Origin of the sequence: Planctomicrobium limosum, assembly GCF_051465645.1 — a bacterium.
Taxonomy (GTDB): Bacteria; Planctomycetota; Planctomycetia; order Planctomycetales; family Planctomycetaceae; genus Planctomicrobium.
In genome coordinates this window covers 4,067,958-4,091,471 of record NZ_CP195790.1, presented here as the reverse complement: position 1 = coordinate 4,091,471, position 23,514 = coordinate 4,067,958, and the positions used below count along the sequence as shown (strand labels likewise).

The 23,514-nt window shown below is 52.6% G+C and carries 20 protein-coding genes; 10 read left to right on the top strand and 10 right to left on the bottom strand.

The features are described 5' to 3' along the window. The first annotated feature begins 12 nt into the window (after nucleotides 1-12). The 3 genes from SH527x_RS15665 to SH527x_RS15655 all read left to right on the top strand — a co-directional run bounded on the left by SH527x_RS15665 (nucleotide 13) and on the right by SH527x_RS15655 (nucleotide 3,017). Nucleotides 13-1,290 (top strand): fibronectin type III domain-containing protein, encoded by a 1,278-nt coding sequence (locus SH527x_RS15665; protein WP_437191622.1) that lies wholly within the window; start codon nucleotides 13-15, stop codon nucleotides 1,288-1,290. A 48-nt stretch (nucleotides 1,291-1,338) separates the two neighbouring features. After that, complete coding sequence (locus SH527x_RS15660) at nucleotides 1,339-2,397, top strand: metallophosphoesterase (RefSeq protein ID WP_437191621.1); 1,059 nt, start codon at nucleotides 1,339-1,341, stop codon at nucleotides 2,395-2,397. A 335-nt stretch (nucleotides 2,398-2,732) separates the two neighbouring features. Then, a complete protein-coding gene (locus tag SH527x_RS15655) occupies nucleotides 2,733-3,017 on the top strand; it encodes an IPT/TIG domain-containing protein (RefSeq protein WP_437191620.1) in 285 nt (94 codons plus the stop codon). 149 nt (nucleotides 3,018-3,166) lie between these two features. Here SH527x_RS15655 and SH527x_RS15650 read toward each other — a convergent pair whose 3' ends face one another. After that, complete coding sequence (locus SH527x_RS15650) at nucleotides 3,167-4,318, bottom strand: acyltransferase family protein (protein ID WP_437191619.1); 1,152 nt, start codon at nucleotides 4,316-4,318, stop codon at nucleotides 3,167-3,169. A gap of 823 nt (nucleotides 4,319-5,141) precedes the next feature. Here SH527x_RS15650 and SH527x_RS15645 point away from each other — a divergent pair. From SH527x_RS15645 to SH527x_RS15635, 3 genes are all read left to right on the top strand, one after another. Then, a complete protein-coding gene (locus SH527x_RS15645) occupies nucleotides 5,142-5,918 on the top strand; it encodes an SDR family NAD(P)-dependent oxidoreductase (protein ID WP_437191618.1) in 777 nt (258 codons plus the stop codon). Between the two features lie 216 nt (nucleotides 5,919-6,134). Next, nucleotides 6,135-6,713 carry a hypothetical protein gene (locus SH527x_RS15640; protein WP_437191617.1) on the top strand — a complete coding sequence of 193 codons (579 nt, stop codon included), beginning with the start codon at nucleotides 6,135-6,137 and terminating at the stop codon, nucleotides 6,711-6,713. A 52-nt stretch (nucleotides 6,714-6,765) separates the two neighbouring features. Next, on the top strand, nucleotides 6,766-7,389 hold the full coding sequence (locus tag SH527x_RS15635; protein WP_437191616.1) for a macro domain-containing protein: 624 nt from the start codon (nucleotides 6,766-6,768) through the stop codon (nucleotides 7,387-7,389). 94 nt (nucleotides 7,390-7,483) lie between these two features. On the opposite strand, the gene SH527x_RS15630 is transcribed toward SH527x_RS15635, so the two are convergent. The 4 genes from SH527x_RS15630 to SH527x_RS15615 all read right to left on the bottom strand — a co-directional run bounded on the left by SH527x_RS15630 (nucleotide 7,484) and on the right by SH527x_RS15615 (nucleotide 12,047). Continuing rightward, a complete protein-coding gene (locus SH527x_RS15630; protein ID WP_437191615.1) occupies nucleotides 7,484-8,653 on the bottom strand; it encodes a Gfo/Idh/MocA family protein in 1,170 nt (389 codons plus the stop codon). 314 nt (nucleotides 8,654-8,967) lie between these two features. Beyond that, on the bottom strand, nucleotides 8,968-9,801 hold the full coding sequence (locus SH527x_RS15625; protein WP_437191614.1) for a class I fructose-bisphosphate aldolase: 834 nt from the start codon (nucleotides 9,799-9,801) through the stop codon (nucleotides 8,968-8,970). Nucleotides 9,802-9,877: 76 nt separating this feature from the next. Further along, nucleotides 9,878-10,645, bottom strand: a complete 768-nt coding sequence (locus SH527x_RS15620) for a DeoR/GlpR family DNA-binding transcription regulator (protein ID WP_437191613.1) — start codon at nucleotides 10,643-10,645, stop codon at nucleotides 9,878-9,880. Nucleotides 10,646-10,853: 208 nt separating this feature from the next. Next, nucleotides 10,854-12,047: an FG-GAP repeat domain-containing protein gene (locus SH527x_RS15615; RefSeq protein WP_437191612.1), complete on the bottom strand. Its 1,194-nt coding sequence runs from the start codon at nucleotides 12,045-12,047 to the stop codon at nucleotides 10,854-10,856. Between the two features lie 407 nt (nucleotides 12,048-12,454). Here SH527x_RS15615 and SH527x_RS15610 point away from each other — a divergent pair, with 407 nt between their 5' ends. Next, nucleotides 12,455-13,474 (top strand): glutamine synthetase beta-grasp domain-containing protein, encoded by a 1,020-nt coding sequence (locus tag SH527x_RS15610; RefSeq protein WP_437191611.1) that lies wholly within the window; start codon nucleotides 12,455-12,457, stop codon nucleotides 13,472-13,474. Nucleotides 13,475-13,765: 291 nt separating this feature from the next. Continuing rightward, a complete protein-coding gene (locus SH527x_RS15605) occupies nucleotides 13,766-15,025 on the top strand; it encodes a protein phosphatase 2C domain-containing protein (RefSeq protein WP_437191610.1) in 1,260 nt (419 codons plus the stop codon). A 66-nt stretch (nucleotides 15,026-15,091) separates the two neighbouring features. On the opposite strand, the gene SH527x_RS15600 is transcribed toward SH527x_RS15605, so the two are convergent. The 5 genes from SH527x_RS15600 to SH527x_RS15580 form a co-directional block, all read right to left on the bottom strand. After that, nucleotides 15,092-16,759 carry a hypothetical protein gene (locus SH527x_RS15600; protein ID WP_437191609.1) on the bottom strand — a complete coding sequence of 556 codons (1,668 nt, stop codon included), beginning with the start codon at nucleotides 16,757-16,759 and terminating at the stop codon, nucleotides 15,092-15,094. Between the two features lie 106 nt (nucleotides 16,760-16,865). Next, complete coding sequence (locus tag SH527x_RS15595) at nucleotides 16,866-17,096, bottom strand: hypothetical protein (protein WP_437191608.1); 231 nt, start codon at nucleotides 17,094-17,096, stop codon at nucleotides 16,866-16,868. A gap of 131 nt (nucleotides 17,097-17,227) precedes the next feature. Then, the gene (locus SH527x_RS15590) at nucleotides 17,228-18,478 is read right to left on the bottom strand and encodes an ABC transporter permease (RefSeq protein ID WP_437191607.1); all 1,251 of its coding nucleotides are present in this window, start codon (nucleotides 18,476-18,478) and stop codon (nucleotides 17,228-17,230) included. A 167-nt stretch (nucleotides 18,479-18,645) separates the two neighbouring features. Continuing rightward, nucleotides 18,646-19,731 (bottom strand): substrate-binding domain-containing protein, encoded by a 1,086-nt coding sequence (locus SH527x_RS15585; protein ID WP_437191606.1) that lies wholly within the window; start codon nucleotides 19,729-19,731, stop codon nucleotides 18,646-18,648. 327 nt (nucleotides 19,732-20,058) lie between these two features. After that, a complete protein-coding gene (locus SH527x_RS15580; protein WP_437191605.1) occupies nucleotides 20,059-20,985 on the bottom strand; it encodes a DNA integrity scanning protein DisA nucleotide-binding domain protein in 927 nt (308 codons plus the stop codon). Between the two features lie 473 nt (nucleotides 20,986-21,458). On the opposite strand from SH527x_RS15580, the gene aroL reads away from it, so the two are divergent. Both aroL and SH527x_RS15570 read left to right on the top strand, forming a co-directional pair. Then, nucleotides 21,459-21,986 (top strand): shikimate kinase AroL, encoded by a 528-nt coding sequence (aroL, locus tag SH527x_RS15575; RefSeq protein ID WP_437191604.1) that lies wholly within the window; start codon nucleotides 21,459-21,461, stop codon nucleotides 21,984-21,986. A 62-nt stretch (nucleotides 21,987-22,048) separates the two neighbouring features. Next, nucleotides 22,049-23,434, top strand: coding sequence for a prepilin peptidase (locus tag SH527x_RS15570; protein ID WP_437191603.1), 1,386 nt, complete (start codon nucleotides 22,049-22,051; stop codon nucleotides 23,432-23,434). Nucleotides 23,435-23,514 lie beyond the last annotated feature (80 nt).

The window sequence follows — 23,514 nt, the reverse complement described above, 5'->3', positions numbered from 1 at the left end:
TTCGAGGCAACAATGACTACATGGCGTCGACGAGACTTTCTTGGGGCTTCTCTCGCAGGTTTGGCAGCGACATCTGGATGGACGCGAAACGTTTGGGGAGCTGGAGAGGAATCTTCCAAGTCCGAAGAGTCAGCGACCAAAAGCAAATCGAATCCACCAGACACGTTGTTTCTGACCTGGCAAAGCGACCCGACGACGACCATTACCATTCAATGGCTGGATCAGAACACAGCCGCACGAGGAACGATTCATTTCGCCAAACTCGATGAAACAGAATGGAAGAAGTATCCCACAGAGCTCAGGGCTTATCAGAAAACAGATCTGAAACTACATCGCTGCGAAGTCAAAGGATTGACCCCGGATACCGAGTACCAGTTCCGCTTGAGTGGCACCAGTGCAATTCACCGCTTCCGTACGATGCCAGCAAAGGCCACTGACACGATTCAATTCGTTTCTGGAGGAGATTGCGGCATTGGAAAAGATGCGATTCGAGTCAATGGCATCGCCGCGAAGCAGGATCCCCGCTTTGCATTTGTTGGCGGCGATTTAGCATATGATAACGGAAAATCACCTGAGACATTCACCCAGTATTTAAGGAACTGGAATGCTCAGATGGTTGATTCATCCGGGCGTATGATCCCGATGATTACCTGCATTGGTAATCACGAGGTTGAGGGAGCGACAACCGATCGAAGCAAGGCGCCGCAGTACCTGAGTTTCTTCGACGGGTTATATTCAGAGAAGACCTACGGTGTGTTCGACATCGGTGATTACCTCAGTCTGGTCATGCTTGATACCGGGCATCTGTGTCCTATTGACGGTGAGCAGACCGACTGGCTGGAGCAAACGCTGGCTGCGAGACAGGATCGCCAACACCTGCTTGTTGCCTATCACGTTCCTGCATATCCATCATATCGAGTCCCATTCGGTTCCAATGGAAAACCGGGCACAGGGCATCAACAACGGACGCACTGGTGTCCTTTATTTGAACGATATAAAGTCGATCTGGTCCTGGAGCACCACGATCACACTTTCAAACGCTCACTTCCATTAACCGACGGACTCCATGACAAAAATGGAGTGTTATATCTGGGTGACGGATCGTGGGGGAAATTACGGGCGCTCAACGAGCCATCTTTACGGCCGTACCTTGCGAAAGTCAGCAGCAACAATCACATGGCCGTCCACCGTCTGGAAGGTGATGACCGTTACCATGTCGCATTGGACGGGGCAGGTAAAGTCTCTGATGTCTGCCATACGTTCAGCAAGCGGGCATCTCGACGCGGATAATTCTATCGATTGCGTCTATTTCGAATTCCTTTCGTGGAGTCGGCCTTAATGTTCGTCCGCGCTTCTCTGTTGCTATACCTTATCCTGTGCGGAGTGACACCTCTGTCCGCTGTGAACGCAGCAGACAAGTTGCCGCCGGCACCAGCAAAGTCGATCAGCTTTGTGATCATCCCGGACACACAGGCGTACAAAGGCGTCGAGAAGGAAGGGGAGAACAAAGGCGACACTCCGCTGACGAACCCGATCTTCGATGCCCATGTCGATTGGATCGTGGAGAATCTCGACAAGCAGTCGATCGCATTCGTCAGCCATGTTGGTGACATCGTGGACAAGAATGAGCCGGAGCAATGGAAGGTCGCTCAGCGGTGCATGGACAAGATTCATGGGAAGGTTCCATACGGAATTTCTGTCGGGAACCATGACATGACATCCAAAGGGGATTCCACACTCTTCCAGCAGTACTTCCCTCAGTCTCGCTTCGCTGATTTTCCATGGTACGCAGGATCATTTCCCGGTCTCACGGACAATCCTCAGATCTCAGGCAACAATGCGAACAGCTATCAACTTTTCTCCGCAGGCGGACGCGACTTTCTGTTCCTGCATCTTGAATGCAACGCGCCTGATAATGTGATCGAATGGGCGAATGGTATTTTGAGTGCTCACCCGAATCGATTGGCATTCATCACATCTCACATGGGTTGGGGACCACTGAAGAAGCCAAAGAACAACGACGAGTTTATTGAGGCTCCCAAAGGCCGCATGGAATGGTCGAAGATTCATGGTGCTCGTGGCAACTCTCCGCAACAGTTGTGGGAGAAGTGCTATCGCAAGCATCCTCACCTTGTTGCTGTCTTCTCTGGTGATCAAAGCCGCACCCAGACAATGCACGCTCAGACAACTGGGGATCACGGCAATCAGATCCACGAGATTCTTCAGGATTACTCAACTGGGTGGCTGCGGCTCGTTCGATTTCTGCCAGAGGAAAACCGGTTCGAGGTTTACACCTTCAATCCAAAAGACGAAGCCCTGTGCAAGAAATCCAAGCATGCGCCAGATCCGGATCAGCATCAATTCCGGTTTGATCTTCCACGCCCCAACAAGGACTAATCCGCATCGTGCCTGTTCGCAAAGCCGTTTTGGTTGACTGCGGGAAAGACAGGAGCCTCCAAACCCTTTGCCTCCATACGACTTCCGACTTTACACCTTGCCTGAATGACATTTCAGACGAGAATGGAAGGAAGTTTCGTTTCTGTCAGGCGGGACTCAGCGCTTTCTCCAATTGAAAAGCGATTGGGTCCCGAACAAGTGAGACAGCAAAGCGCTCAACCTTATCAGTTGTTTCTCGTGCATGGTGAACCGTGGTTGCCTGAAGCTCGCATCGCTTGCTTCGGACACTCTGTATGGCTCACACGCAAAAGAGACATTCGAAAGGACAAGAACTCATGCATTCAGCTCAGGAAACCCAAGAGGTCACGATTCAGTCAATCAGTCCTGCAACCGTAAAAGTTGGATGGGAAGGGTTGGTGAAAATTCAGGGAACAGGTTTCGACAGATGCAGTTTCGCAATGTTCAACTCTGCGACACCGACAGTAGTCGATCGAAACGATTCGCAGCTCGTGGTTGAAATTCATCCTGACCTGACGGCTAATCCTGGTCGAATCAGCGTCAAGGTTCACACGACCGAATCCGGATCAAGCGGCGAAGTCGCCTTTCTTGTGAAAGCATAATCCTTCATCAGCGATGTGAAGTAAGCGAAGCCGAGAAAACCTCTCGGCTTCGCTCGTATACCGGGCCTGCTCTTTTCGGAATCGGGTTCAGGATCGCAATGGTCCGTTCGCATCAACGTCCGACACATCGCACACATCTCTGCGTGACGTCATCTCGAAGCTGAATTGCGTAACTTCTCAAATAGTCGTTTCACGATTGGTGTTTGTCGTTCAAAAACGGCCCAGAACACCCAACTCAGCGCTACGAGAAATGTTAGCAACGATGTAAATACACCAAACTCAGAGAGACTAAATTTCATGCTTTCAGAATGATAAAACGAGGCAGCAATTAACACGACAAGAGGGAAATGCATCAAGTACAAGGAGTAAGAGAGATCCGACAATTTGGTCAAAACCGTCGTCACTGCCTTTCCAAGACTCGTCTCATCGGGATTCGGCCAGCGAGCCAGTACGGTGCAAAGAAGGGCGAATGCCAAGCCTATCATGAACTCACTGGAAATATTGAGCATCAACTGTAGTCGTATCGATTTCGAGTAGATCAACGAAATCGCAAACAGAAAGAGGGAAACGAACAACAATCCGTACCGCTTTTTGAACTCGAATCGTTGCGAAACAGAATAAGCCAACACACCCATCAGAAAAACACAAAACCGGTGTACGATGTTGTGTGGCAGCAGGAAGAACAGTGAAAATCCAACCGCATACAATAACTTCGAATACTTCCCGCCCGGCGATCCGGCAAGCCCTAATATGATTGCCAGCACAGGGAACGCGATATAATACCAGAATTCATTAGCTAGGCTCCACAGCGGCCCATTAGTACCGAACACCGGAACTGCAATTGTCTGCAGAAAGAACAGATTTCCAAGAAAGATAAGACTGGACGACGAGTATCCGTCCAATCCGGCGGTCGGTCCAGAGTTCCATCTTTCTCGATAATGTCCTGAGAGCACCTCGGGAAAGAATTCTGTGATCACGGCGTCGATCAACACAGTAAAAACCAACGCTGGCAGCAAGACGGCCCACAGCCGAGACAAGCGAGCGATCAGGTAACTTGTCCATTGAAAATTCTGGCCGGCCCTCAGAACGGCGCCTCCAACAAAGAAGCCGCTCAACACAAAGAAGACCATCACAGCCTGGTGGCCGAGAGATGTCCCGAAGTAGAACATCGATTCCAGAAATGTCGGGTTCTCTATCTCACTGAAATCTCGATAGGTTGCCGCTCGGAGATGTCCAGCACAGACGACAATCGCACTCATTCCTCGAATGCCGTCAAGGTAGACAAGCCGCTTGTTCGTCATGACTGATCTCAACGTCGAGCAATTAGACGTGGGACAGGTGCAGCCTGAGATGCTCATCTCGAGTCTGTCACAGAGCATCTCAACGGAATTTCAAGGCAGGTTATCAACGGTGCTGAAAGAGCTCAGCCAACCAGAAACAGAATCAGGGTGACGATCCACACACAAGCGTAGATCCCCACCCTCGACTGTTTTCAGGGCATTATCGTATCGGAACGAGAGAAGAAACTCGCTTACTCTTGTTTTCGCAAATCGGCGATTTGCCGTCGAATCTCTCGAATCAGCCTGAGCTGCATCGATTGCAGTCGCTCAAGCCCCTCCAAATCGCTTACCAGCTGATGAAGTGGTTCACACTGCTCCTTCCCATCTGCTGGTGGACTTCCCTGTCTGGTTGGTTTCTTCTGTTTTGCATTCACGTCGTGACTCAATCAACTTCTGCTTGCCCGTTAACTCTTATCCTAGGCACGCAATCCATTCCGGCTAGGCCCGAAATACGCCCCTTCTGTAAATACGAATCTCCCCCTATTCTCTGCCAATTCTTTTTTCGTGCATGTTGAAAATTTCCAACAAAACCAACCTCGTTCGGACTCATGTGTGAGAGATTTCCCTCAGTCATCATCATTAAAACTGAGACATGCGAGTCCTCTTGATGAGAAAAACGCACTACAGTCGCACACGACACATCCAGGAGACCCCTCCTTCATGACGGCCCGGACGACTGATGAACGCAGTGGGAATACAAATTCCGACTTGTTATGCTGCCTCAAGTAGATGCAATTGAATTACATTCAGCATTCGCAACAACCAGAACACTGACAAAAATACGATGGCCAAAAAGCGATTTCTCGTAACAGGGGCGTCCCGCGGCATCGGGCGAGGATGTGCGGTTCAGTTGGCTCGTGCAGGAGCTGACGTGGCAGTGAACTATCGTTCGCACGCGGAAGAAGCAGAAGAAGTCGCCAATGAAATTCGTGCGCTCGGGCAACGGGCTCTGATCATTCAGGCAGATGTCTCGAACTCTGACGACGTTGACGCCATGGTTCAACGTGTTGTGGACGAATGGGGCGGAATCGACGGTCTGGTCTCAAACGCGGCCTACAGCGACCGCGAGCGAATGGTCAACGCTGACATCGAAGGTTTTCGCAAAACAATCGACGTGAGTATGTGGGGCGCCTTCTATGGTGTTCGTGCCGTTGCTCAACAGCTGGTCAAGCAGGACAACGGAGGTTCCATCGTTGTCGTCAGCTCACCGCACGCCGTGATCCCGTTTCCAACGGCAATGGCCTACAACATGGCTAAAGCTGCAATCGATCACATGGCGCGCACAGCGGCAATCGAGCTCGCGAGACACAAAATTCGAGTGAACATTGTGCACCCTGGATGGATCGACACCCCCGGTGAACGCAAATTCTTCACAGACGAACAACTTGCTCAGGGTGCCAAAGGGATTCCCTGGGGACGCCTTGGACAACCAGAGGAAATCGGGCGACTCGTCAGCTTCATAATGAATGATGAGTGCGACTATATGACCGGAAGCACTGTCCTGATGGACGGCGGGATCAGCCTTCCCTGGTGGTCGAATCGCGACGAAGGCATGCAGTAATTCCGAACTGCTTTGTCCAGTATGACATCCGTTCTGCTTTTTGAAGCACGAACACAGATCTTGTCTGTTCAAATGGCAAACTCACGTCATGATTAAACTGCGAACTCAGAATTCCTGAACGAATCCGGCACTCTGAATTCTGTTGAAGTCAGTGGTGCTCGCCCTCGGGACTGTGAATTCTGTCTTTGAATGCTTTTCAAAAAATCGAGAAATCAAATGGCTCCACAATTTCGACTCGGAAAATATTCATCAGGCAAATGGGGACGCGGTTCGGCTGCAGCCGCAACTTGTAGCCTCGCGTTGATGCTCGGGTGTCCACCTGCTGGTGAAAGTTACCGTGAACTCGGACACAAAGACGACGTCACGAACACGTCTCCAGCGGGTCACGATCATCATCACGACCTCGGCCCACACGGTGGACACATTATCGAGCTGGGCAAGTACCACGCCGAAGTCACCGTTGGTGCTGATCGTGCTCTGACTGTTTATATTCTCGGCGGCGATGCAAAAACCGCTCTGCCTGTCGCTGACGCAACCGCCTCTCTGCATCTCCACATCGGGAAAGAAGAGAAGGAAATTGCTCTGACAGCGTCACCGCTGGAAGGCGAAACTGACGGCAAGACCAGTCGCTTCGTCGCAGCCGCCGACCTCGTTCCTGAATCAGTCAAAACCGCTGAAGAGCTGCATGGGGAAGTGATTCTCGTTGTTGCTGGCGAAAAGGCGACTGGCGAGATCAAGCACGACCATGATCATGACCACGATCACGATCACGACGAAAAGCCAGCCAAGAAGTAAGTCGCCACTGACCATGGCAACCTGATCAAGCAAAGAGGTCGGAATTCACCTGATGTTGAATTCCGGCCTCTTCCGCATTGATGCCCTTTCTCAATGGGAGAAATGCTCTTATGTCAGCCAAGGCCAATTCATGAGACGGAATATCGGCGAATGTCTGTTGGAACTGGGACAAGGCAACATCGTCCATGAAGCCGTCGAAGTCATCGTGAATGCTGCCAACCGCAATCTGATCGTGGGCTCTGGCACTGACGGAGCAATCCATCAGGCAGGCGGCTCTTCGATTCTTGAAGACCTGAGACGCACACATCCCAACGGTTGCCCTGAAGGACAATGCGTTTCCAGCACGGCAGGAAATCTAACCGCGAAGTTCATCTTTCACGCCGTCGGCCCTATCTGGCAAGGTGGCCGAAAGAAAGAGCGTGAGCTGCTGCAAAGCACCTATCGTCACTGCCTGAAACTCGCGACCGAGCAGCAATGCAGGTCGATCGCATTTCCGGCGATCAGTACTGGAGTCTTCGGTTACCCGATCGACCGTGCGGCGAATGATTCACTGGAAACCGTCATCGATTTCCTCAAAACACATCAGGCCCCTGCTCTGGTCAGGTTCGTCCTGTTTGGCCCCGGAGCCTATGGCGCGTTCTGCCGCGTCCTCAACGATCTGCTTCCGGAAACATAAGGGAGACCCGAAAAACAAAAATGCCGCGGAACCCACAACACTCATGTTGAGGACTCCGCAGCTTGTGGCGTTCAATCTGCCCAATGGGTCAGGACTACGGAACGTTGCTGTAGTCAATGACCACAGTTGACTGTTCGGCCTGTGACTTCAGCGCTGCAGTGAAGATCGCGTGAGTCTGAGCAGCTTCTTGTGGAGTTGCACAGTAGAACGGTTGCTTCATGCCTTCGCGCCCGTTTACCACTTCATCACAGAAGGCGGCCCACATCTGCAGGATGGAATCGCTGAAGCCGAATTCAAAGATCCCGCCAGTGATGACCGGATACGCTGAAACGTGAGCAATATCGACAGTATGCCATGCCTGAGGCCCGCCGCTTGTATACGGCATTGATGACAACTGCTTCGGCTGTTGAGTCGTGAACCGGGCGCTGAACTCCGTTCCGTAGATGTTGATAAACCAGCTGTTCGCATGGCCTGGGGCGATGCGCTTGGTTGAGACAATCATCGGGAACTGCTGTGAACCGGTATCGACTTCACAGGCGAGAGTCGCGTTGTCCCATGTTTCACAAGGAACAAGTTTTCCGTCTGCTCCTGGACGATGAGTCATGACGTTCGACAGCAATGCACGAACGTTCTTTGGACGCCAGCCGGCTCGCAATGGGACGTGCAATGGGTGCATTCCCAGGTCGCCCATGCAACCGTATTCGCCGTTGACGGCAATCATACGTTTCCAGTTGATCGTCTTGTTTGGATCAAGATCGCTGGAGTGCCAGAAACCGGCTTCCACTTCGATGATCTTGCCGAACTTGCCTTCGCGAATCCACTTGGAAATCTGGAATGCACCTGGGAAGAACGGAAGCTCTGACGAACAGCGAACCAGTACGTTCGGGTTCTTGGCAATAGCTTCATTGATCAGCTTGTTTGCAGCCTGATCAATCCCGAATGGCTTTTCACCCAACAGGTGTTTTCCTGCTGCAATGATGTCGCAGTACAACTGAGCATGCAGGCTATGAGGAACTGCACAATAGATGGCATCGATCTCAGGATCAGCCAACAGTTGCTTATAGTCTGTTGTGACTGATTTGACTGACGGAACGCGATCGACGAACCATTCCGTCGCACTTGGATTCGGATCACAGACCGCGGTGATGACTGGTTCGACATCCGTCTGAACGAGGTGGCACCAACGTCCAATTGCAGAGGCGAATTCACGCCCCATCAACCCACAACCAATTAACCCGAATCGAACCTGGCGACGTTTGCTCATGGTAATGATTTCAATGATTGACAATAAAAGGAGTGAGATGAACCGAGAGCCTGAACGCCAACCATTCAGGTGTCTCAGATTTCATCTGTGATTGCATTTCGCGTAAGTCGTGCTTTAAAAGCAGTGCCTGAAAACAGGCAAACTCAATGTTTCGTTCGCAGCACGACAACTGAATCAGCTGCCGTGTGCGAAACGAACGCGGATTCCACTTCAGGATGCGCATCTGAATCTGACGACGCAGTCGAGCGCTCGTGCTACATCAGAAACGAATCAGCACACCTGTCACGGATCCGAATACATGTAACCGATTCGGACTAGCTCAAGTACTTGGCGGCTGCTTCTTCAGCGGTCGCCCCATCATGAACAACAGCCATCAAAGCTCGGGTGATTCCGGCTGGGTTTGAGTGCTGAACCACGTTACGACCGTAAACGATCCCTGCTGCCCCTTGCTTGATCACTTCGACAGTTCGGGCGAGCAATTCGGCATCGCCAACCTTTCCACCGCCTCGAACCAGAACTGGAATGTCACCGGCGATTTCGATGACGCGGTGATAGTCACTGGCGTTATCGGTTGGGTCAGCCTTAATGATATCGGCACCGAGTTCCACAGCCTGGCGAACCAGTGGAACTATCTTGTTGACGTCGCCGTCAACCATGTAACCGCCAGCCTTTTCATTTGACTGGAATACGAGCGGCTCGACCATCAGCGGAATGCCGTACTTATCGCAGTCTGGCTTAATCTTGAGGATGTTCTGGATGCACTGATCTGTGACTTCCGGTTCATCTGGAATGCGGAAGAGATTCACGACGACGCAAGTTGCATCGAGACGAATCGCCTGAATCACAGGTTCTTCAATCATGCGGCTGAACAGAGTCCGTGGCAGCTTGTTGCCATAGACATTGGCGATGTCGGTTCGCAGCACCAGAGAAGGCTTCTCGCGGCCTGGAATTGCTTGGAGGTGACGAGCCTGTCCGACAGTCAACTGGATTGCGTCTGGAGCAGCGTCGACCAGAACTTTGACTGCCTTGTTCACGTCTTCCAGACCTGACAGGAAGCCGAGTTCATTGAAGAAACCATGGTCAATTGCAACGTCAAAGCAACGGCCTGACTTGGCGTTGAACAGGCGGTTCATACGATACGACTTCATTGCATTCGCTTTCTTAAAGTTAACATGTGAGCGGAAATGGCTCACGATTTTGAGGAATTCATTCGCTTCGTTCGGCTCATACTTCCTGAGCCACGATCACTTCCGCCCCTTGTGCGGTAATGCTTTTTGCATTCGCCTTGGGGAGTGGTTCATCTGTCACCATCACATCGATCTGATCCCAGCCGGCAAAGGTTACAGCGGCGGGCTTGATCCACTTGCGTCCATCGGCCACGACGATCGACTTTTCACTGCGTCGAATCACGGCTTGCTTCACAATGGCTTCAGATGTTTCCGTTGTGCTGACCCCGTCTGCAGCATGGAGTCCTGACGCTCCGAGAATGGCAATGTCACAGCGGAGATGATCCAGCCAGCTCAGGCAAAGTCCCCCGACAAGCGCCTGACTGACGTGTCGATATTCTCCGCCAACACAGATAATGCTGGCCGCACAATCTCCCAACTCGATCAGCAATCGAACGGAGTGTGTGAAGATCTTGATATCGTCTCTGGCAGCAAGTTGCCGTCCCACTTCGACGCAGGTCGTCCCGCCATCGATATAGACAACGCTATCTGGTGGAACGAGTCCTGCAGCCGTAACGGCAATGGCTCGCTTGGCGACAATCGCTTCCCGTCCCCGACGATCATATGTCGGTTCGCCTCGTAACGAGTTCCGGTGGACGACTCCCCCGTGAACCCGAACGATCTCGCCCATCTCTTCCAACTCGACGAGATCCCGGCGCAGAGTCGATCGCGAAATCCCCAGAGTTTCCTGCAACTGCGTAATGCTGCTGCTGGGTTGCTTCTGGAGATGCCGCAAAATCCGGGATTGTCGCTCGTGGACGAACATGAACAGATTTGAACAAATCGTCCACAACGCGTCAATTCGTCGCCAGCCAGAAAACGAGGTTCAACGCGCTTCGCTGCACTTTTTGCAACAAAGCAGACTGATATCAGCCACGAGAACAGTTCAAATCAAAAAGAAAGCGGGAGCCTCGCACATGGCAAGACTCCCGCCTGATCTTCAAGTTGTAATCTTCGGCAAACCGTCGGATTGTTTACTTCGAACGATTGAAAAGAATCTGGGTTCCCTCTTTGCCGGCAACGACAATATCGGTCTTTCCGTCGCCATCGAGATCGGCCGTGCGGATCTGCAACCCGATCCCGACTTCTCCTTCATTGATGACAAATCGGGTGAACTTCCCCTGCTCATCAATTTTGTAGTAGCAGACAATCGGCGGCTCGGCGGCACCTGGATCGCTACCATTGTGAGCACGGACTCGCTTGCCGGTGATCAGCTCATCGCGTCCATCTCCATCGAGATCGGCAAAGTGAACACAGTGCAACTGTGAATAGGACTTGTCGATGGTTTCTTCTCGAAACTTCAGCTTCCCGTCCGCTTCAGGTTTCTCGGCCCACCAGACAAACAAACCGTAGTCGTGAGGGTTTCCGATCACGATGTCATTCAGACCATCTTTATTCAGGTCTCGAACGAGAACTGGCACACTCCAGCGAGTTTTCCAGTCCTGGTGGAACTTCCACGGTCCTTCGAATGGATTGCCTTCTGGACATTCAAACCATCCTGAAGCGGTCAGAATGTCCTGGCGTCCATCATTGTTGATGTCGCCGAAACCGAACCCGTGACTTTGCCCGACCTCGGAGATGAGGTGCCGCTGCATGGTCACACGATCCACTTCCTTCGCTTCACCCTTCCCGTCTTTCGGAGCGACTTTCTCTTTAACCGTCGTCAATTCCCAAGCAACGAGCGGGTTCTTGTCGACCCAGGAATTACAGATCCACTCCGGCTTTCCATCGCCGTTCAAATCCTGAAGAAAGGCTGCCTCATTGGCCCCCAACCCGGTATCGACGAGCAGATGCTGCTTCCAGAGAAAGCCTTTACTCAATGCGTCCGCGCCCGGATTTTCGTACCAGTGCACCTGAGTCTGGAAGAATCCTCCGGCGACAACATCCGGGCGACCATCGCCATTGATGTCGTAAACAAAATCCCCGTTGGAATGGACGTATCCGTTGATATCTTCAATCAGACGGACAGGACGTGGAGTCCAATCCGGATTTCGATACCAGTTGCGTCCGGCAACGACATCGAGTTTGCCGTCCCCATCAAAATCTGCAATTTCGCAGCCTTCGTTGGCATCAACAGCCAACACCCGTACATCAAATGGAATCGGGTCAGCAGCCTGAATGGTCGACGCCATCAAACAGCCGAACACCAGAGAGAGTTTGTGCTTCATTTGAATCGCTTTCCGAATGAATTGCGGCGACTGGAGCCAAGGCCATGTATGACTCATTTTGCCTGACAAATCAACCGCCATCCATTCGTCAATCCCATCGGGCCGTATTGATTCTGATAAAATGTGTCGTTCCTGAAGAACTTGGCACTCACTTTGCCCTATCATCATACCACAGGGGAAGTCCCGGCAGAATAACCAATAAAACATAGGTTTACGTCGAAACCCCGTTTTTAACCTGCCCATAACTTGGGCCAAGTTGCCTCCAATTTCAGCATGGTGCAAAGAATTGGAGTGACGCTGCTGAATGACAGAATCAAAGCATCGCAATTTTGCGTCGCCTTAATGGTCCTGTTCAGTCAAGCGTGCTGTCGCCTCGCCTTCATGATTTCGACTGGAGTGATTTAGGAATGAGCTTACCAACGTATAAACTGGAATACATTTGGTTGGACGGAAGCCAGCCGGTCGCTAATCTTCGCAGCAAGACGAAGATCGTTGAGACAGAGCCAAAGTCACTGTCTGACCTGCCACTTTGGGGCTTCGACGGAAGCTCAACAATGCAGGCTGAAGGCCGTAGCTCAGATTGCATTCTGAAACCAGTCGCTTTCTACCCAGACGTCACTCGCACAAACGCCTTTCTGGTCATGAACGAAGTGCTGCTGCCAAACGGCGAGCCGCACCCGACCAACCACCGCAACACAATCGCTGAAGACGACGACCTTTGGGTCGGTCTCGAGCAGGAATACTTCTTCTGGGAAGATGGCCGCCCGCTCGGCTTTCCTGAAGAAGGCTACCCAGCACCACAGGGTCCATACTACACCGGTGTTGGCTTCAAGCACATGGGCGACATCGCCCGTGGTATCGCTGAAGAGCATATCGACATCGTCCGCGCAGCTGGCATCAATCTCGAAGGGATCAATGCTGAAGTTGCCAAGGGACAATGGGAATTCCAGATCTTCGCCAAAGGATCAAAGAAAATCGGCGACGATATGTGGGTTGCCCGTTACATGCTGATCCGCCTCGCGGAAAAGTATGGTCTCGATATCGAATTCCACTGTAAACCAGTCCGCGGCGACTGGAACGGTTCCGGCATGCACCTGAACTTCTCAACCAAGTTCATGCGTGATAAAGGCGGCAAACCTTACTTTGAACGCCTGATGGCTGCTTTCGAGAAGTACAAAGACGAGCACATTGCTGCTTACGGACCAGACAACCACCTCCGTCTGACCGGTCTTCACGAAACCCAGTCGATCGACAAGTTCAACTACGGTGTTGCTAACCGCGGCGCATCAATCCGTATCCCACACTCATTCGTCAAAGACGATGCTTACCGTGGATACCTGGAAGACCGTCGTCCGAACTCTCAGGCCGACCCATATACCATCCTTGCTCGTCTGACACAGACTCTCAAGCTGGTTCCAGAAGGCTAACCGATGGTGATACAAATCGGATCCGGAAACGGCCTCTGATCTGTATCCACATTTGAATCTGACTTACGGGAAGGGGACATTCATACGAATGTCCCCTTTTCTGTTTCGGAGTCAGACTCAAAGTGAAAGCGGCCGTCACATCAAAGCAAGACCGTCAGAGTGTTCGAACCTGGTGATCAGCCTGACCGTCGGGAAGATTCCCGCGTCGCAGGCTTGACTCTCCTGCAATGAACCTCACCATGAAACGTCGAAGAGACCGCACTGGTCTGACGTTCGCAGGAGGAAATCGACGTGGAAGAAGCAAAAGACACAGCCCGGGCCTTAGTGAAGATCGGATATGACGGGTCCGTGCACAAAACCTTCCGCCACAAGAATGCATTGGAACGCTTCGAGAATGAACTGCGAGTCTTGCAGTATCTCGAAGAGAAAGGATGCGATTTCGTTCCGCGAGTGCTCGGATACGACCCTGATAAACTGGAACTCGTCACCACCAACTGCGGTGCCCGCGTTGAGCGAATGGACGATGAAAAACTGAAATCACTCTTCGCCGAGCTTGAAACGTACGGCGTTCGACACGACGACCCGTTCCTTCGCAATGTCACCTATCGATCACGCGATGGGAGGTTCTGCCTCATCGATTTCGAGTTCGCAACCATTCTTGACGGCTCTGCGGCCGCTCCTCCGCCCCAAAAACTTGAAGGGCCAATCAATGCCGACGAGTTCATGGAGCCTGAGAAAATTGCTCAGGTGAAATGGTCCGGGTATCGTGACGTTGGCAGGGTCCGCAAGAACAACGAAGACGAATTCATGGGAATCGCCTTCAGCCGACAAGAGTTCATCTACCTCGCAGCCAACGGAACAGTTCCGGTCGGAGACTTCGATTACATCTTCGCGGTGAGCGACGGGATGGGAGGCGAACGCTCAGGGGAGTTCGCAAGTAAATTCGCCGTCGACAATATCACGCGACTGATGCCGCAGCGATTCCACCTGAACGTGAAGAATCAGGACGCCGGGATTCGTGATTGCATCCGGGAACTCTTCCTCGGCATTCACCGCCAGTTAACTGTGCTTGGACAGAGCTACGAGGAAGGCAAGAACATGGGAGCAACCCTGAGTCTTGTCTGGTTCATTAAAGACCGGTTTTACTTCGGCCACATTGGAGACAGCCGCATCTATCACCTGAAACATGGTGGTGGACTGACGCAGATCTCGCACGATCATACCCACGTGGGATGGCTTCGCCGCAAAGGGGAACTCAACGAACGACAGGCAAGAACGCATCCTCGAAAGAACGTTCTGTCGCAGGCACTCGGCTCCGGGAATCAGTTTGTGAACCCGCAGATCGGCGAACTGAAAGTGGAGCCTGGTGATCGCATCCTGCTCTGCACCGACGGCGTGAACGAAGGTCTTTGGGATCACGCACTCGAAGATATGATCCGCTTCCCACCCAACGATCGAGTGAGTGATCCAGCAGCAAAACGCGTTGTGGAATCATCCGTTGCCAACGACGGACGAGACAATGCGACCGCTGTTGTGATTGAACTGGGCTAACGAAGTTCGGTACGGGAAAGCATTTCGATGTAATGGCGACTCGATCGGGCCACAAGTTGTCGCGACTTAGTTGACGGGAATCGCCAATGATTCCACATCGGTCACCCGGGCTCGCGGAAGTGATCGATCGATCAGGTACGGAGTTTCGCCATACACACGAGCGATGTTTCCGGCTGCATCCCGGACGTCCATGCGGACATAGAAGGAGTTGGTGACCGTCGAAGGAATTGTCCACGCGACCTGACCGGAGTTTGCCAGCCAGTCATGAATCGGCAACCATGGACCGGTTGACGACGTGGAATAGAAGAGTGCAATCGGTCGATCGCCGAGGTTGCGATCCTGAGCTGCCCAACTGATCGTCACTTCATTCCGTTCAATGGGCCCCACTGCAACGACCGGGAAGAGTTTCCCCACCGGCGGAGTGCGATCAACAGTAATGGTCACTTCCGGTGCAGTCCCTGGCTGAGGCGGCATGTCAGCGCGCCCGAGTCCATTCGTCACTCGAAACGCGAATCCATAATCCCCGTCGTGTGGCACGGAGACATCCATTGGCGAGACCTTGTCAGGATCGTTGCCATAGTGAAACCATTGCTTTCCCCCGTCTTCAGTGACATAGAGGTCGACTCGGCCAACACCAGACGGACCAACTTCCTGCAGACTGTAGGCAATCCGGAAGATCAACGAATTCACGAGATGACCAGACGGCTTCGAAGCACTGTTTGCGGTCGGCGATGCAGTGGGTGCAACAGGTGAAACCAATGGCGGAGTGAGACTCAGCGAGGGCGACTGTGAGTCTACTAATAAAGTCGCTGATGGAGCTGCTGTCGGTAGCTTTGGCGGAGATTCAAGCAGCGGCAGATTCGTCGCGAGAACAGGAACTTTGCCTGACGGAACCGATGTCAGCTGAGGAACGACTGGAAGAATCGATGATGGAGAATTCGCACCAATCGTGTTCATCCGCTCTGGATCGGTAGCAACTGGTTTACCAACATCAGGGCGTTCATTTTCTCGATTTGGGCGATTCGCAATGAAAGTGGATGCGGTCGCCTCGGTGACGTTTCCAGCCAGATCACTGACTCGGGCACGCGCCTGCATGGTTCCAGTCGCTTCGGTCGTCCAGCTCAACTGACCCCGATCCTGACTGCGAACGGAAACACTTTGCCAGACCTGTGACTCTGGTTCGAGATACTCGACATTCAAGGAATTCAGATCAACCGTCGGATCGACGACGATCCATGTCAGTCGGGAGCGACCGAGTTCAACTTCTTCGAGTTTCAACTCAACTTGAGGCGGCTCGGTATCGACAATGACGTGCAGACTCGAAGTCGGAGGACCTGCCGGGATCTCTTTATTATTCCCGATCACGGTCTTTACAGAGAACCAATAGCTGCCATCGGCAGGAGCTTCGAAAGTGAAGCGACCATCGCTCGGAGAAACGGTACCGCCGTTGCTCCAGTTCGCGTTGTCTTGAGAGACGTACAGCCGGACTTCGTTCGCCCCAATTCGAGTCAGTTGTTGAGAATCAAACTGGAAGGGAATGCGAAATCGGCGCGACTTCGAATAAATCACTTCGGCCTGCGCCGTATCGATCACCACAAGGAAGGCCAACAGCAGCAATGTGCTGGCAATTCCCTGCCGCATCAGTCGATGGTTTCGAATTTGTGACAGCATTTGCATAGCCGCACCGGTGATGTCCCAGCCGGACACTTCAAGCAAGGCTGCTGTGCAACGCATCGTGAATAACGAACTCAGAATTTCACCTTCTCAGAGAGAAAGGAGTCACTGAAGAATCGTCTTCACAAGTCACATCACAAAACATCGGCGTGGAATTCGGCGACTGCTATCCACCTGGACAACAACGTCGATCCACGAGCGATCCCTGCTCAAACTGGCCAGCTGGCACAATGTTCACGCTCACATTGTCCACACTGTCAGCGCCGAGCCCCCCTTGGCTGCGGCCAGCGTGCTCTCCGTGGATTTCCCTGACCGGCAGATACTGCCGATCCCAGAGATCACGACAGAGAGACAACGTCCGCTGTGCATATCGTCTGTACGGAATCGACAACTTCATCCGAAAATGCCGCCACTAACGGCAGATCGATGAAAGCGCCTGCGCAGGTGGAATAACTTGCCACGGAATCAGGAAAATCCGGTTCGCCATCGCAGCAAACCAATCAGAACGTACTCATCTTCAACAGTAGATCAAACAGATTTGGCGGCGAGTTTTACCTGACGCCGTTCAAACAGGGCACGAAGACCAATCAGAAAGAGCGTTCCCCCGGCAGCGATCATTCCGTTCTGAAATTTTGCTTCCGGAGAAGAGGTCGCAAACGTAATCAAGCCTGCCAGAACCGTCAGAATAAAGACATTCAACAACCCGAGTGTGCCGGGGAAGAACTGCTTCTTTAATCCTCGACTTCCTCTGAGTTCATTGAAGGCGACTGCCAGCACGACCAGCAATCCCACCACGAGACCTTCGACCAGGTCCGGGCGCGATTGAAATGATTTCGCAACAGAATCAATCACCACCTTCAGGAAGACCGTGCCGAGCATCATTCCGGCAATGGTTCCGACACCCCCGGTCAGGCTGCAGCCTCCGACGACAGCGGCCGCAATCGCGTTCAATTCATAACCGGCGCCATCACGCGTCGGCTCACTGGTTCCGACGTAACTCGTATAAAGAATCCCGGCAATGGCAGCGGTCATTGAGCCAATGCAGTACGCAAGCCACTTCAAACGATCCGTGCGAATTCCGCTCAGCCTGGCGGCCTGTTCGTTCCCACCCATCGCATACAGATGCCGTCCAACAACAGTCTTGCTCAACAAGATCCAGAGTCCAAGCGACAACACCAGAAAGATCACAACGGGAATCCACCAGACGTTCCCAAGGTCGAAAAAGAAGGGATCAGAAATCCCGATCGTCGACTTCCCGGTCTTGGCTCCGTAGGCAATCTTGGTGACATCCTGAATCAACAGTTTGGCGAGACTTCTTAACCCCACCAGCGACGCCAGCGTCGCAACGAACGGTGGTAACTGAATTGCAGTAATGAGCCATGCGTGAAAGCTGCCAACAAGGAACGCCGCAAACATGGTGACAAGAAATGCGACCAGAAACACCCAGAGCGGGAGGTCCGCAGTCTGAGGAACTCCTGCTTCAACTGGCGACAGAAGAAGACAGACGGAACAGAACATCATCCCACTGAAGGCAATCACCGATCCACTGGAAAGGTCGATCCCTCCTGCGATGATGACAACCCCGGCCCCAAGGGCAAAGATGCCCAGCATCGCCACATCGCGCAGAATTGTTTCCGCATTCATCTGAGGCGATGTGCGATACGAATCGCTGATGAATGACGTAAACAAGACGACACAGCAAATCGCGATGAGCAGCCCGAGTTCGTTACGGTATCGCTGAAAGAAACCGGAACCTGCACGAGTCGGAAGAGCGTCCATGAAACCTGTCCGTAAGTGTGGGGCGCTTTCAAGCGGCTTCAGAGAGAAGGCTCGTCCTGCAGATAACCTCTGCAGAACGAGCAGACTTTTTCACTTTGAATGACTCATCGTCACTTCAGGCATGAGATGCCATTCCAGGGCGCGAGACGCTCTGAAAGTCGAAAGCGTTACGATGAAGTCAGCCCACGTTCCTTCAGCCACTTCTGAAACTCTTCCAGAGTCATGAACACGGTATTCTTCTCGAACGGCTCAGCTGTGACTGGAGAATCTTTCCCTGGGACAACCACACGCAATTCTGTCCGGTACAGATCGTTGGCCCCGTCCTGAGAATAAGTCGGGTACATCCCGTTCACGAATTCTTTGTCGTCTTCATGCAGTGCTTTGAGCAGCTGAACGCCAATATATCCCATCTGGTACGGGTTCTGAACAACCATCGCATCCACCTGACCATCGTTCATACCAGCGATCGTCGCAGCGTCGGCATCGAAGGAAAGAATCTTTGTCTTCTCACGAATCTTACGGTCCTTCACGACAGCAATCTGCTGAGGAGTGTTATACGCCCAGATTCCGACCAGCATGTTGATATCAGCATGTCGATCGAGAGCATCTTGAACATTCTTACGAGCGGTCGGGCGATCTCCACGATCTTCCAGTCGTTCGATCTCTTTAAACTTATCTCCTGATCCCGTCACGAAGCCATTCATTCTGGCGATGGCATTCGCTGCTCCAGTGTTCCCGACGAAGAAGGCAAAGTTCGAACCATCTGGAGTCAACGCCTTGGCTGCACGTCCCAGTTCCTGACCAGCGATGTCATTGTCGGTTCCGAGATATGCATATCGCGTATCACGATACTTTTCACGGTTCATATCACCGTCGATGGTGACAACCTTGACTCCGCGATCCCGCAACGCTTTGAGTTCTTTTGCCACGGCCGGGCTGTCTGGATTGAAGACAGAGATTCCAAGACCCACCAGATCATTCTGTGCGGCGTACTGCTTGATCTTGTCGACCTGACCTTTATCAGTGAAGTCGGCTCGATCGAAGGTGACCGAGTAGCCCTGCTTTGCCAGATCGAGCTCCTGCTCGGCCTTCATCGCCCCTGCTTCACACGAGTCCCAGAATGGGTCGTCACCATTGGTCAGAATGACAATTCGCTTTGTTCCGACTGAAGGCTTTGTGGGACACCCGAGTGATCCCATGACCAGAAGTCCAGCGACGAGCAGCAGCAACTGTGTGCGAAGCAAATGTTTCATATTGGTCTCGTATTTCAAGAGCGAACTGAGATCCGCCGCGTCTCTCTCGAGTCAAGATGCTCAACCAGATTGTTCGTGATTCGCACTGATGGAACTGCTGTGTTCTCAATCAGATGAAGCGGTCACTCGAACACCTGAACCTATCGACATTTTTGAATGGACTTCGAAAATAAGCCGAAAGCCATGCAACGTCAACGAGCACGCGTCGATAAGGGGGCGAGAATCCCCAACTTCCATTGCACAACGGGGTAAAGCGCGCAGCAACTCGCGAGAAAGTGAAGAGAGGAATTCCGTGAGCCAGATACGCCACGCGTGCCGAGACTGGACCTAGTCTTGAGGCGGTTCCGTATCGACTTCGTGCCACTTCATGGCCTGCATCATTGGCTCGATTCGCAGAACGACGGTTCCGTTCTGAAAGAGCCGCACTGTCCCTGTCGATTCCGAAACAGCAATTGCGATTGCCTTGCTGCTCTTGGAAATCGCCGCAGCGGCCCAGTGTCTGGCACCAAGGCCCTTTGACAGAGTCAACGCTTCAGCTGGGGCATCCAGAATTCGCCCTGCAGCCATCACGTATCCATCAGATGAGATGATAAACGCCCCATCAATCTGAGCGAGCTCTTTGATGCTTTCTCGCACTCGGGCGTTAGAAATCATCCGCTCTTTTCTCGGATATCCACGAAACGGGTCGTGAATCTGTTCGTGCGACATCGAAAGCGTTTTTCGATGATCGCCGACGACGAATAACGTTCCAACTTTCTTGCTTTCGCGACCCTCCCGGCCAATCTCCACGGCCAGGTCCACCACGCGACGCAATGTTCCCAGCGGAACCTGTGTTTCAAGCCGTTGCAGGTCTCGAGCCGTCAATCGAGCAAGACGTTCACTCAGATTAATGACGCTCAGCGAGTCGATCGAATCCCGTTCGTAACCGGAATACAGCACAATCACTCGATCGCCGGTCTTCACAAGATTGTCGGCGATCGCTTCGAGCAATGCTTGACTGATCTGAACCTGTCGGGTTTGCGGTTCCTGAATTAATGGAACCAGTTTCACCCCGTCAGACCTGGCAGCGTCCAAAACGGCCGTCACAGGAGAAGCCACGATGACCGTCGTGTTTTTCAGCCGTTCCTGAATGGCTTTGAAGTCATAAGTGACGTCAGCCAAGGCGATGACTGCAATGCAATTGACGTCTTCTGCAATTTGACCGGCCTGACGAATCAGACTGGCAAGAATTGGAGGAAGAACGTCACGAGACATTGTCGGGACCTGGGTGGTTCGCCATCCAACAGCGTCATGACTGGTTTCGCAGGCGAACTGCGAATTCTGTGCCGCGTTGTAAATGGTCTTCTGATCGAGATTTGCGGGAACGTATTAAGCAGTGTATGTAAATTCTGCTATCCGTCAATTGACTCTTTACGAAACTGGTCTCTTCCCGGAAGGAACTTGTCAACACGCTGATTCCGCCCAGTTCTCTGATTTTTGAACGGTTTTCGACCTGCAAAAGTGCGGGTTTCCATGACTCAGGGACACCCGCCTGCATGCACGATCAACCGTTCGGGCGATTGTGAGCGACATCACAATTCTCTGGAAATGACGTCTCAGACTGAAAACCACGTCCGAATTCGTTATTCTCATTTTCGTCTGAATTCGATTCAGGTGTCACGTTTTCCGAACATTCAGTCCTGAGCATTTTGTCGTGCTCGCGTCTGATTCCATTCTGTCAGCCACATATGGTTATCACTCTCATTGGATGTCGGGGAACTGGCAAAACAACCATCGGCGCTGCGCTGGCGGAACGGTTGAACCTGAACTTTGTGGATATCGATCCCGAAATCGAACGCAACGCCGGGCTCTCCATCAGCGAGATTTTCAAACAGCACGGGGAACCGTATTTTCGGTCTCTCGAATCCAGCACGCTGAGCTCTGTCCTCAACAACAACCAGACTGTTGTTTCCCCTGGCGGCGGTGCGATTCTGAATGCCAGCAATCGGAACGCCATGCGCAATGCCGGCCCCGTTGTCTGGCTTGTGGCACCTGTCGAAACCATCGTGGAGCGTTTATCTGCTGACCCTGAAACACTCGGTCGACGCCCTTCATTGACCGGAACAGACGTCATTTCCGAAATCACAGAGGTTCTGGCAGCACGCACCCCGCTCTATGAGGAAGCGGCCACGATGATCATCTCAACAGAGAACCGGACTCCCAGTGCGATCGTCGATGAAATCGTGCAGCAATTGCCTGCCGAAATCACATCATGATCAGATCAGTCGCTGCTCGGCTCTGATTTCGTATCCCTTCTGCTGATGAAGTTCCGCTCGATATGATCGCCGCCGAAACACTGACGTTGCAACTTGATATTCCCAGCTGGATCGTGTTGCCGTATGTCTTCATCATCGGCGCGATGATCGGCAGCTTCCTGAATGTGTGCATTTACCGCATTCCAACTCAGGACCGCTTCTTCGATCAGCTCAAACAGCTCTGGAACCGCCCATCACATTGCCGCCGTTGCGGAACGAATATCCGCTGGCACGACAATGTTCCGATCTTTGGCTGGCTGAAACTGCGTGGTCGCTGCCGCCAATGCCGAATGCAGATTTCCCCACGATACCCGTTGATCGAGTTCTTCAATGGCTGTCTATGGGTGCTCGTCGTCTGCATGGAAGTTCCATTTGGATGGAACCAGTCTCTCGTCGACAGCTGCGTCTACAGCGACATTGGCCCGCAGGTCTTCCCTGGTCTCGGCCCCCTCTCCCCGGAATGGTTCGTCATTCTGCGTTGCGCCTGTCATCTTGTGCTGATTGAAGCGTTGCTCGTCGCTACGATGATCGACTTCGACCTCCGCATTATTCCGGACGGAGCAACACTTCCAGCGATGGGTTTTGCGGTGATTGCCAGCACTCTCATCGCCAGAATTCATCTGGTTCCAGTCTGGTTCCAAAGCCCGAACATGGAGTATTCGTTCGCTCCCATCGCACCGGTCTGGATGCAGCCTTACATGACAGGCCCGGCCGTCGCGGACTGGATTCAGCAGTTCCCGCATCTGCACGGGTTCGCGGTCAGCATCGTCGGACTGATCGTCGGGGGAGGAATCGTCTGGCTGGTGCGACTCATGGGGTTCCTCGTGCTTCGACAGGAAGCGATGGGATTTGGAGACGTCGTTCTCATGGCGATGGTCGGAGCCTTTTTGGGATGGCAACCGACGGTGATCGCCTTTTTCATTGCTCCAGCGTGCGCCATCGCCGTTGTCGCCATCATGGCAATCTGGAACTTCTCGCAGCGGTTGTTTGGCAGTGTTCAACCGATGGACAACATGATTCCGTACGGGCCATACCTGAGCCTCGGAACTCTCATCACCATCCTCTTCTGGCAACCCATCTTTGAGAGTACCAGACACGTCTTTGAAATGGGGGTACTGCTGATCCCATTCACACTGGTGATGGTGATCACGTTCCTGATTGCTCTGTTCCTGGTGCACACGTGCAAGTCTCTGCTAGGCATCAGACCGCCGGAAGAAGTCACCAATTCATGGCGTTCGGCCGATCAACTCTTCTTCTTCAAAGGAGAGAACGTCAATCGACACACTGGCCGCTGGAAGTCGAACGATTGGGAAGGAACGTCATCCGGTCAGGGGATGAGTCATGTTGAACGCTGGCGTGGAAGCGATTCTTCATCGTCCTCCCGTCTGCGTCCCCCACGCCGTCTTTAGACCGAGATCATAAAAAAAGAGTGAATCCCGGGTTCTGGGACTCACTCTTTAGATCTTCAAGCGGGAATGTTCGTCGCAGT

Excerpts from the sequence above, each read along its gene's own strand:
- SH527x_RS15655 (WP_437191620.1), top strand. The coding sequence starts at position 2,733 with ATGCATTCAGCTCAGGAAACCCAAGAGGTCACGATTCAGTCAATCAGT.
- SH527x_RS15635 (WP_437191616.1), top strand. The coding sequence starts at position 6,766 with ATGTTGAATTCCGGCCTCTTCCGCATTGATGCCCTTTCTCAATGGGAG.
- SH527x_RS15630 (WP_437191615.1), bottom strand. The coding sequence starts at position 8,653 with ATGAGCAAACGTCGCCAGGTTCGATTCGGGTTAATTGGTTGTGGGTTG.
- SH527x_RS15610 (WP_437191611.1), top strand. The coding sequence starts at position 12,455 with ATGAGCTTACCAACGTATAAACTGGAATACATTTGGTTGGACGGAAGC.
- SH527x_RS15600 (WP_437191609.1), bottom strand. The coding sequence starts at position 16,759 with ATGCGTTGCACAGCAGCCTTGCTTGAAGTGTCCGGCTGGGACATCACC.
- SH527x_RS15595 (WP_437191608.1), bottom strand. The coding sequence starts at position 17,096 with ATGAAGTTGTCGATTCCGTACAGACGATATGCACAGCGGACGTTGTCT.
- SH527x_RS15615 (WP_437191612.1), bottom strand. The coding sequence starts at position 12,047 with ATGAAGCACAAACTCTCTCTGGTGTTCGGCTGTTTGATGGCGTCGACC.
- SH527x_RS15650 (WP_437191619.1), bottom strand. The coding sequence starts at position 4,318 with ATGACGAACAAGCGGCTTGTCTACCTTGACGGCATTCGAGGAATGAGT.
- SH527x_RS15590 (WP_437191607.1), bottom strand. The coding sequence starts at position 18,478 with ATGGACGCTCTTCCGACTCGTGCAGGTTCCGGTTTCTTTCAGCGATAC.
- SH527x_RS15625 (WP_437191614.1), bottom strand. The coding sequence starts at position 9,801 with ATGAAGTCGTATCGTATGAACCGCCTGTTCAACGCCAAGTCAGGCCGT.
- SH527x_RS15660 (WP_437191621.1), top strand. The coding sequence starts at position 1,339 with ATGTTCGTCCGCGCTTCTCTGTTGCTATACCTTATCCTGTGCGGAGTG.
- SH527x_RS15640 (WP_437191617.1), top strand. The coding sequence starts at position 6,135 with ATGGCTCCACAATTTCGACTCGGAAAATATTCATCAGGCAAATGGGGA.
- SH527x_RS15580 (WP_437191605.1), bottom strand. The coding sequence starts at position 20,985 with ATGTCTCGTGACGTTCTTCCTCCAATTCTTGCCAGTCTGATTCGTCAG.
- SH527x_RS15620 (WP_437191613.1), bottom strand. The coding sequence starts at position 10,645 with ATGTTCGTCCACGAGCGACAATCCCGGATTTTGCGGCATCTCCAGAAG.
- SH527x_RS15585 (WP_437191606.1), bottom strand. The coding sequence starts at position 19,731 with ATGAAACATTTGCTTCGCACACAGTTGCTGCTGCTCGTCGCTGGACTT.
- SH527x_RS15570 (WP_437191603.1), top strand. The coding sequence starts at position 22,049 with ATGATCGCCGCCGAAACACTGACGTTGCAACTTGATATTCCCAGCTGG.
- SH527x_RS15665 (WP_437191622.1), top strand. The coding sequence starts at position 13 with ATGACTACATGGCGTCGACGAGACTTTCTTGGGGCTTCTCTCGCAGGT.
- aroL (WP_437191604.1), top strand. The coding sequence starts at position 21,459 with ATGGTTATCACTCTCATTGGATGTCGGGGAACTGGCAAAACAACCATC.
- SH527x_RS15645 (WP_437191618.1), top strand. The coding sequence starts at position 5,142 with ATGGCCAAAAAGCGATTTCTCGTAACAGGGGCGTCCCGCGGCATCGGG.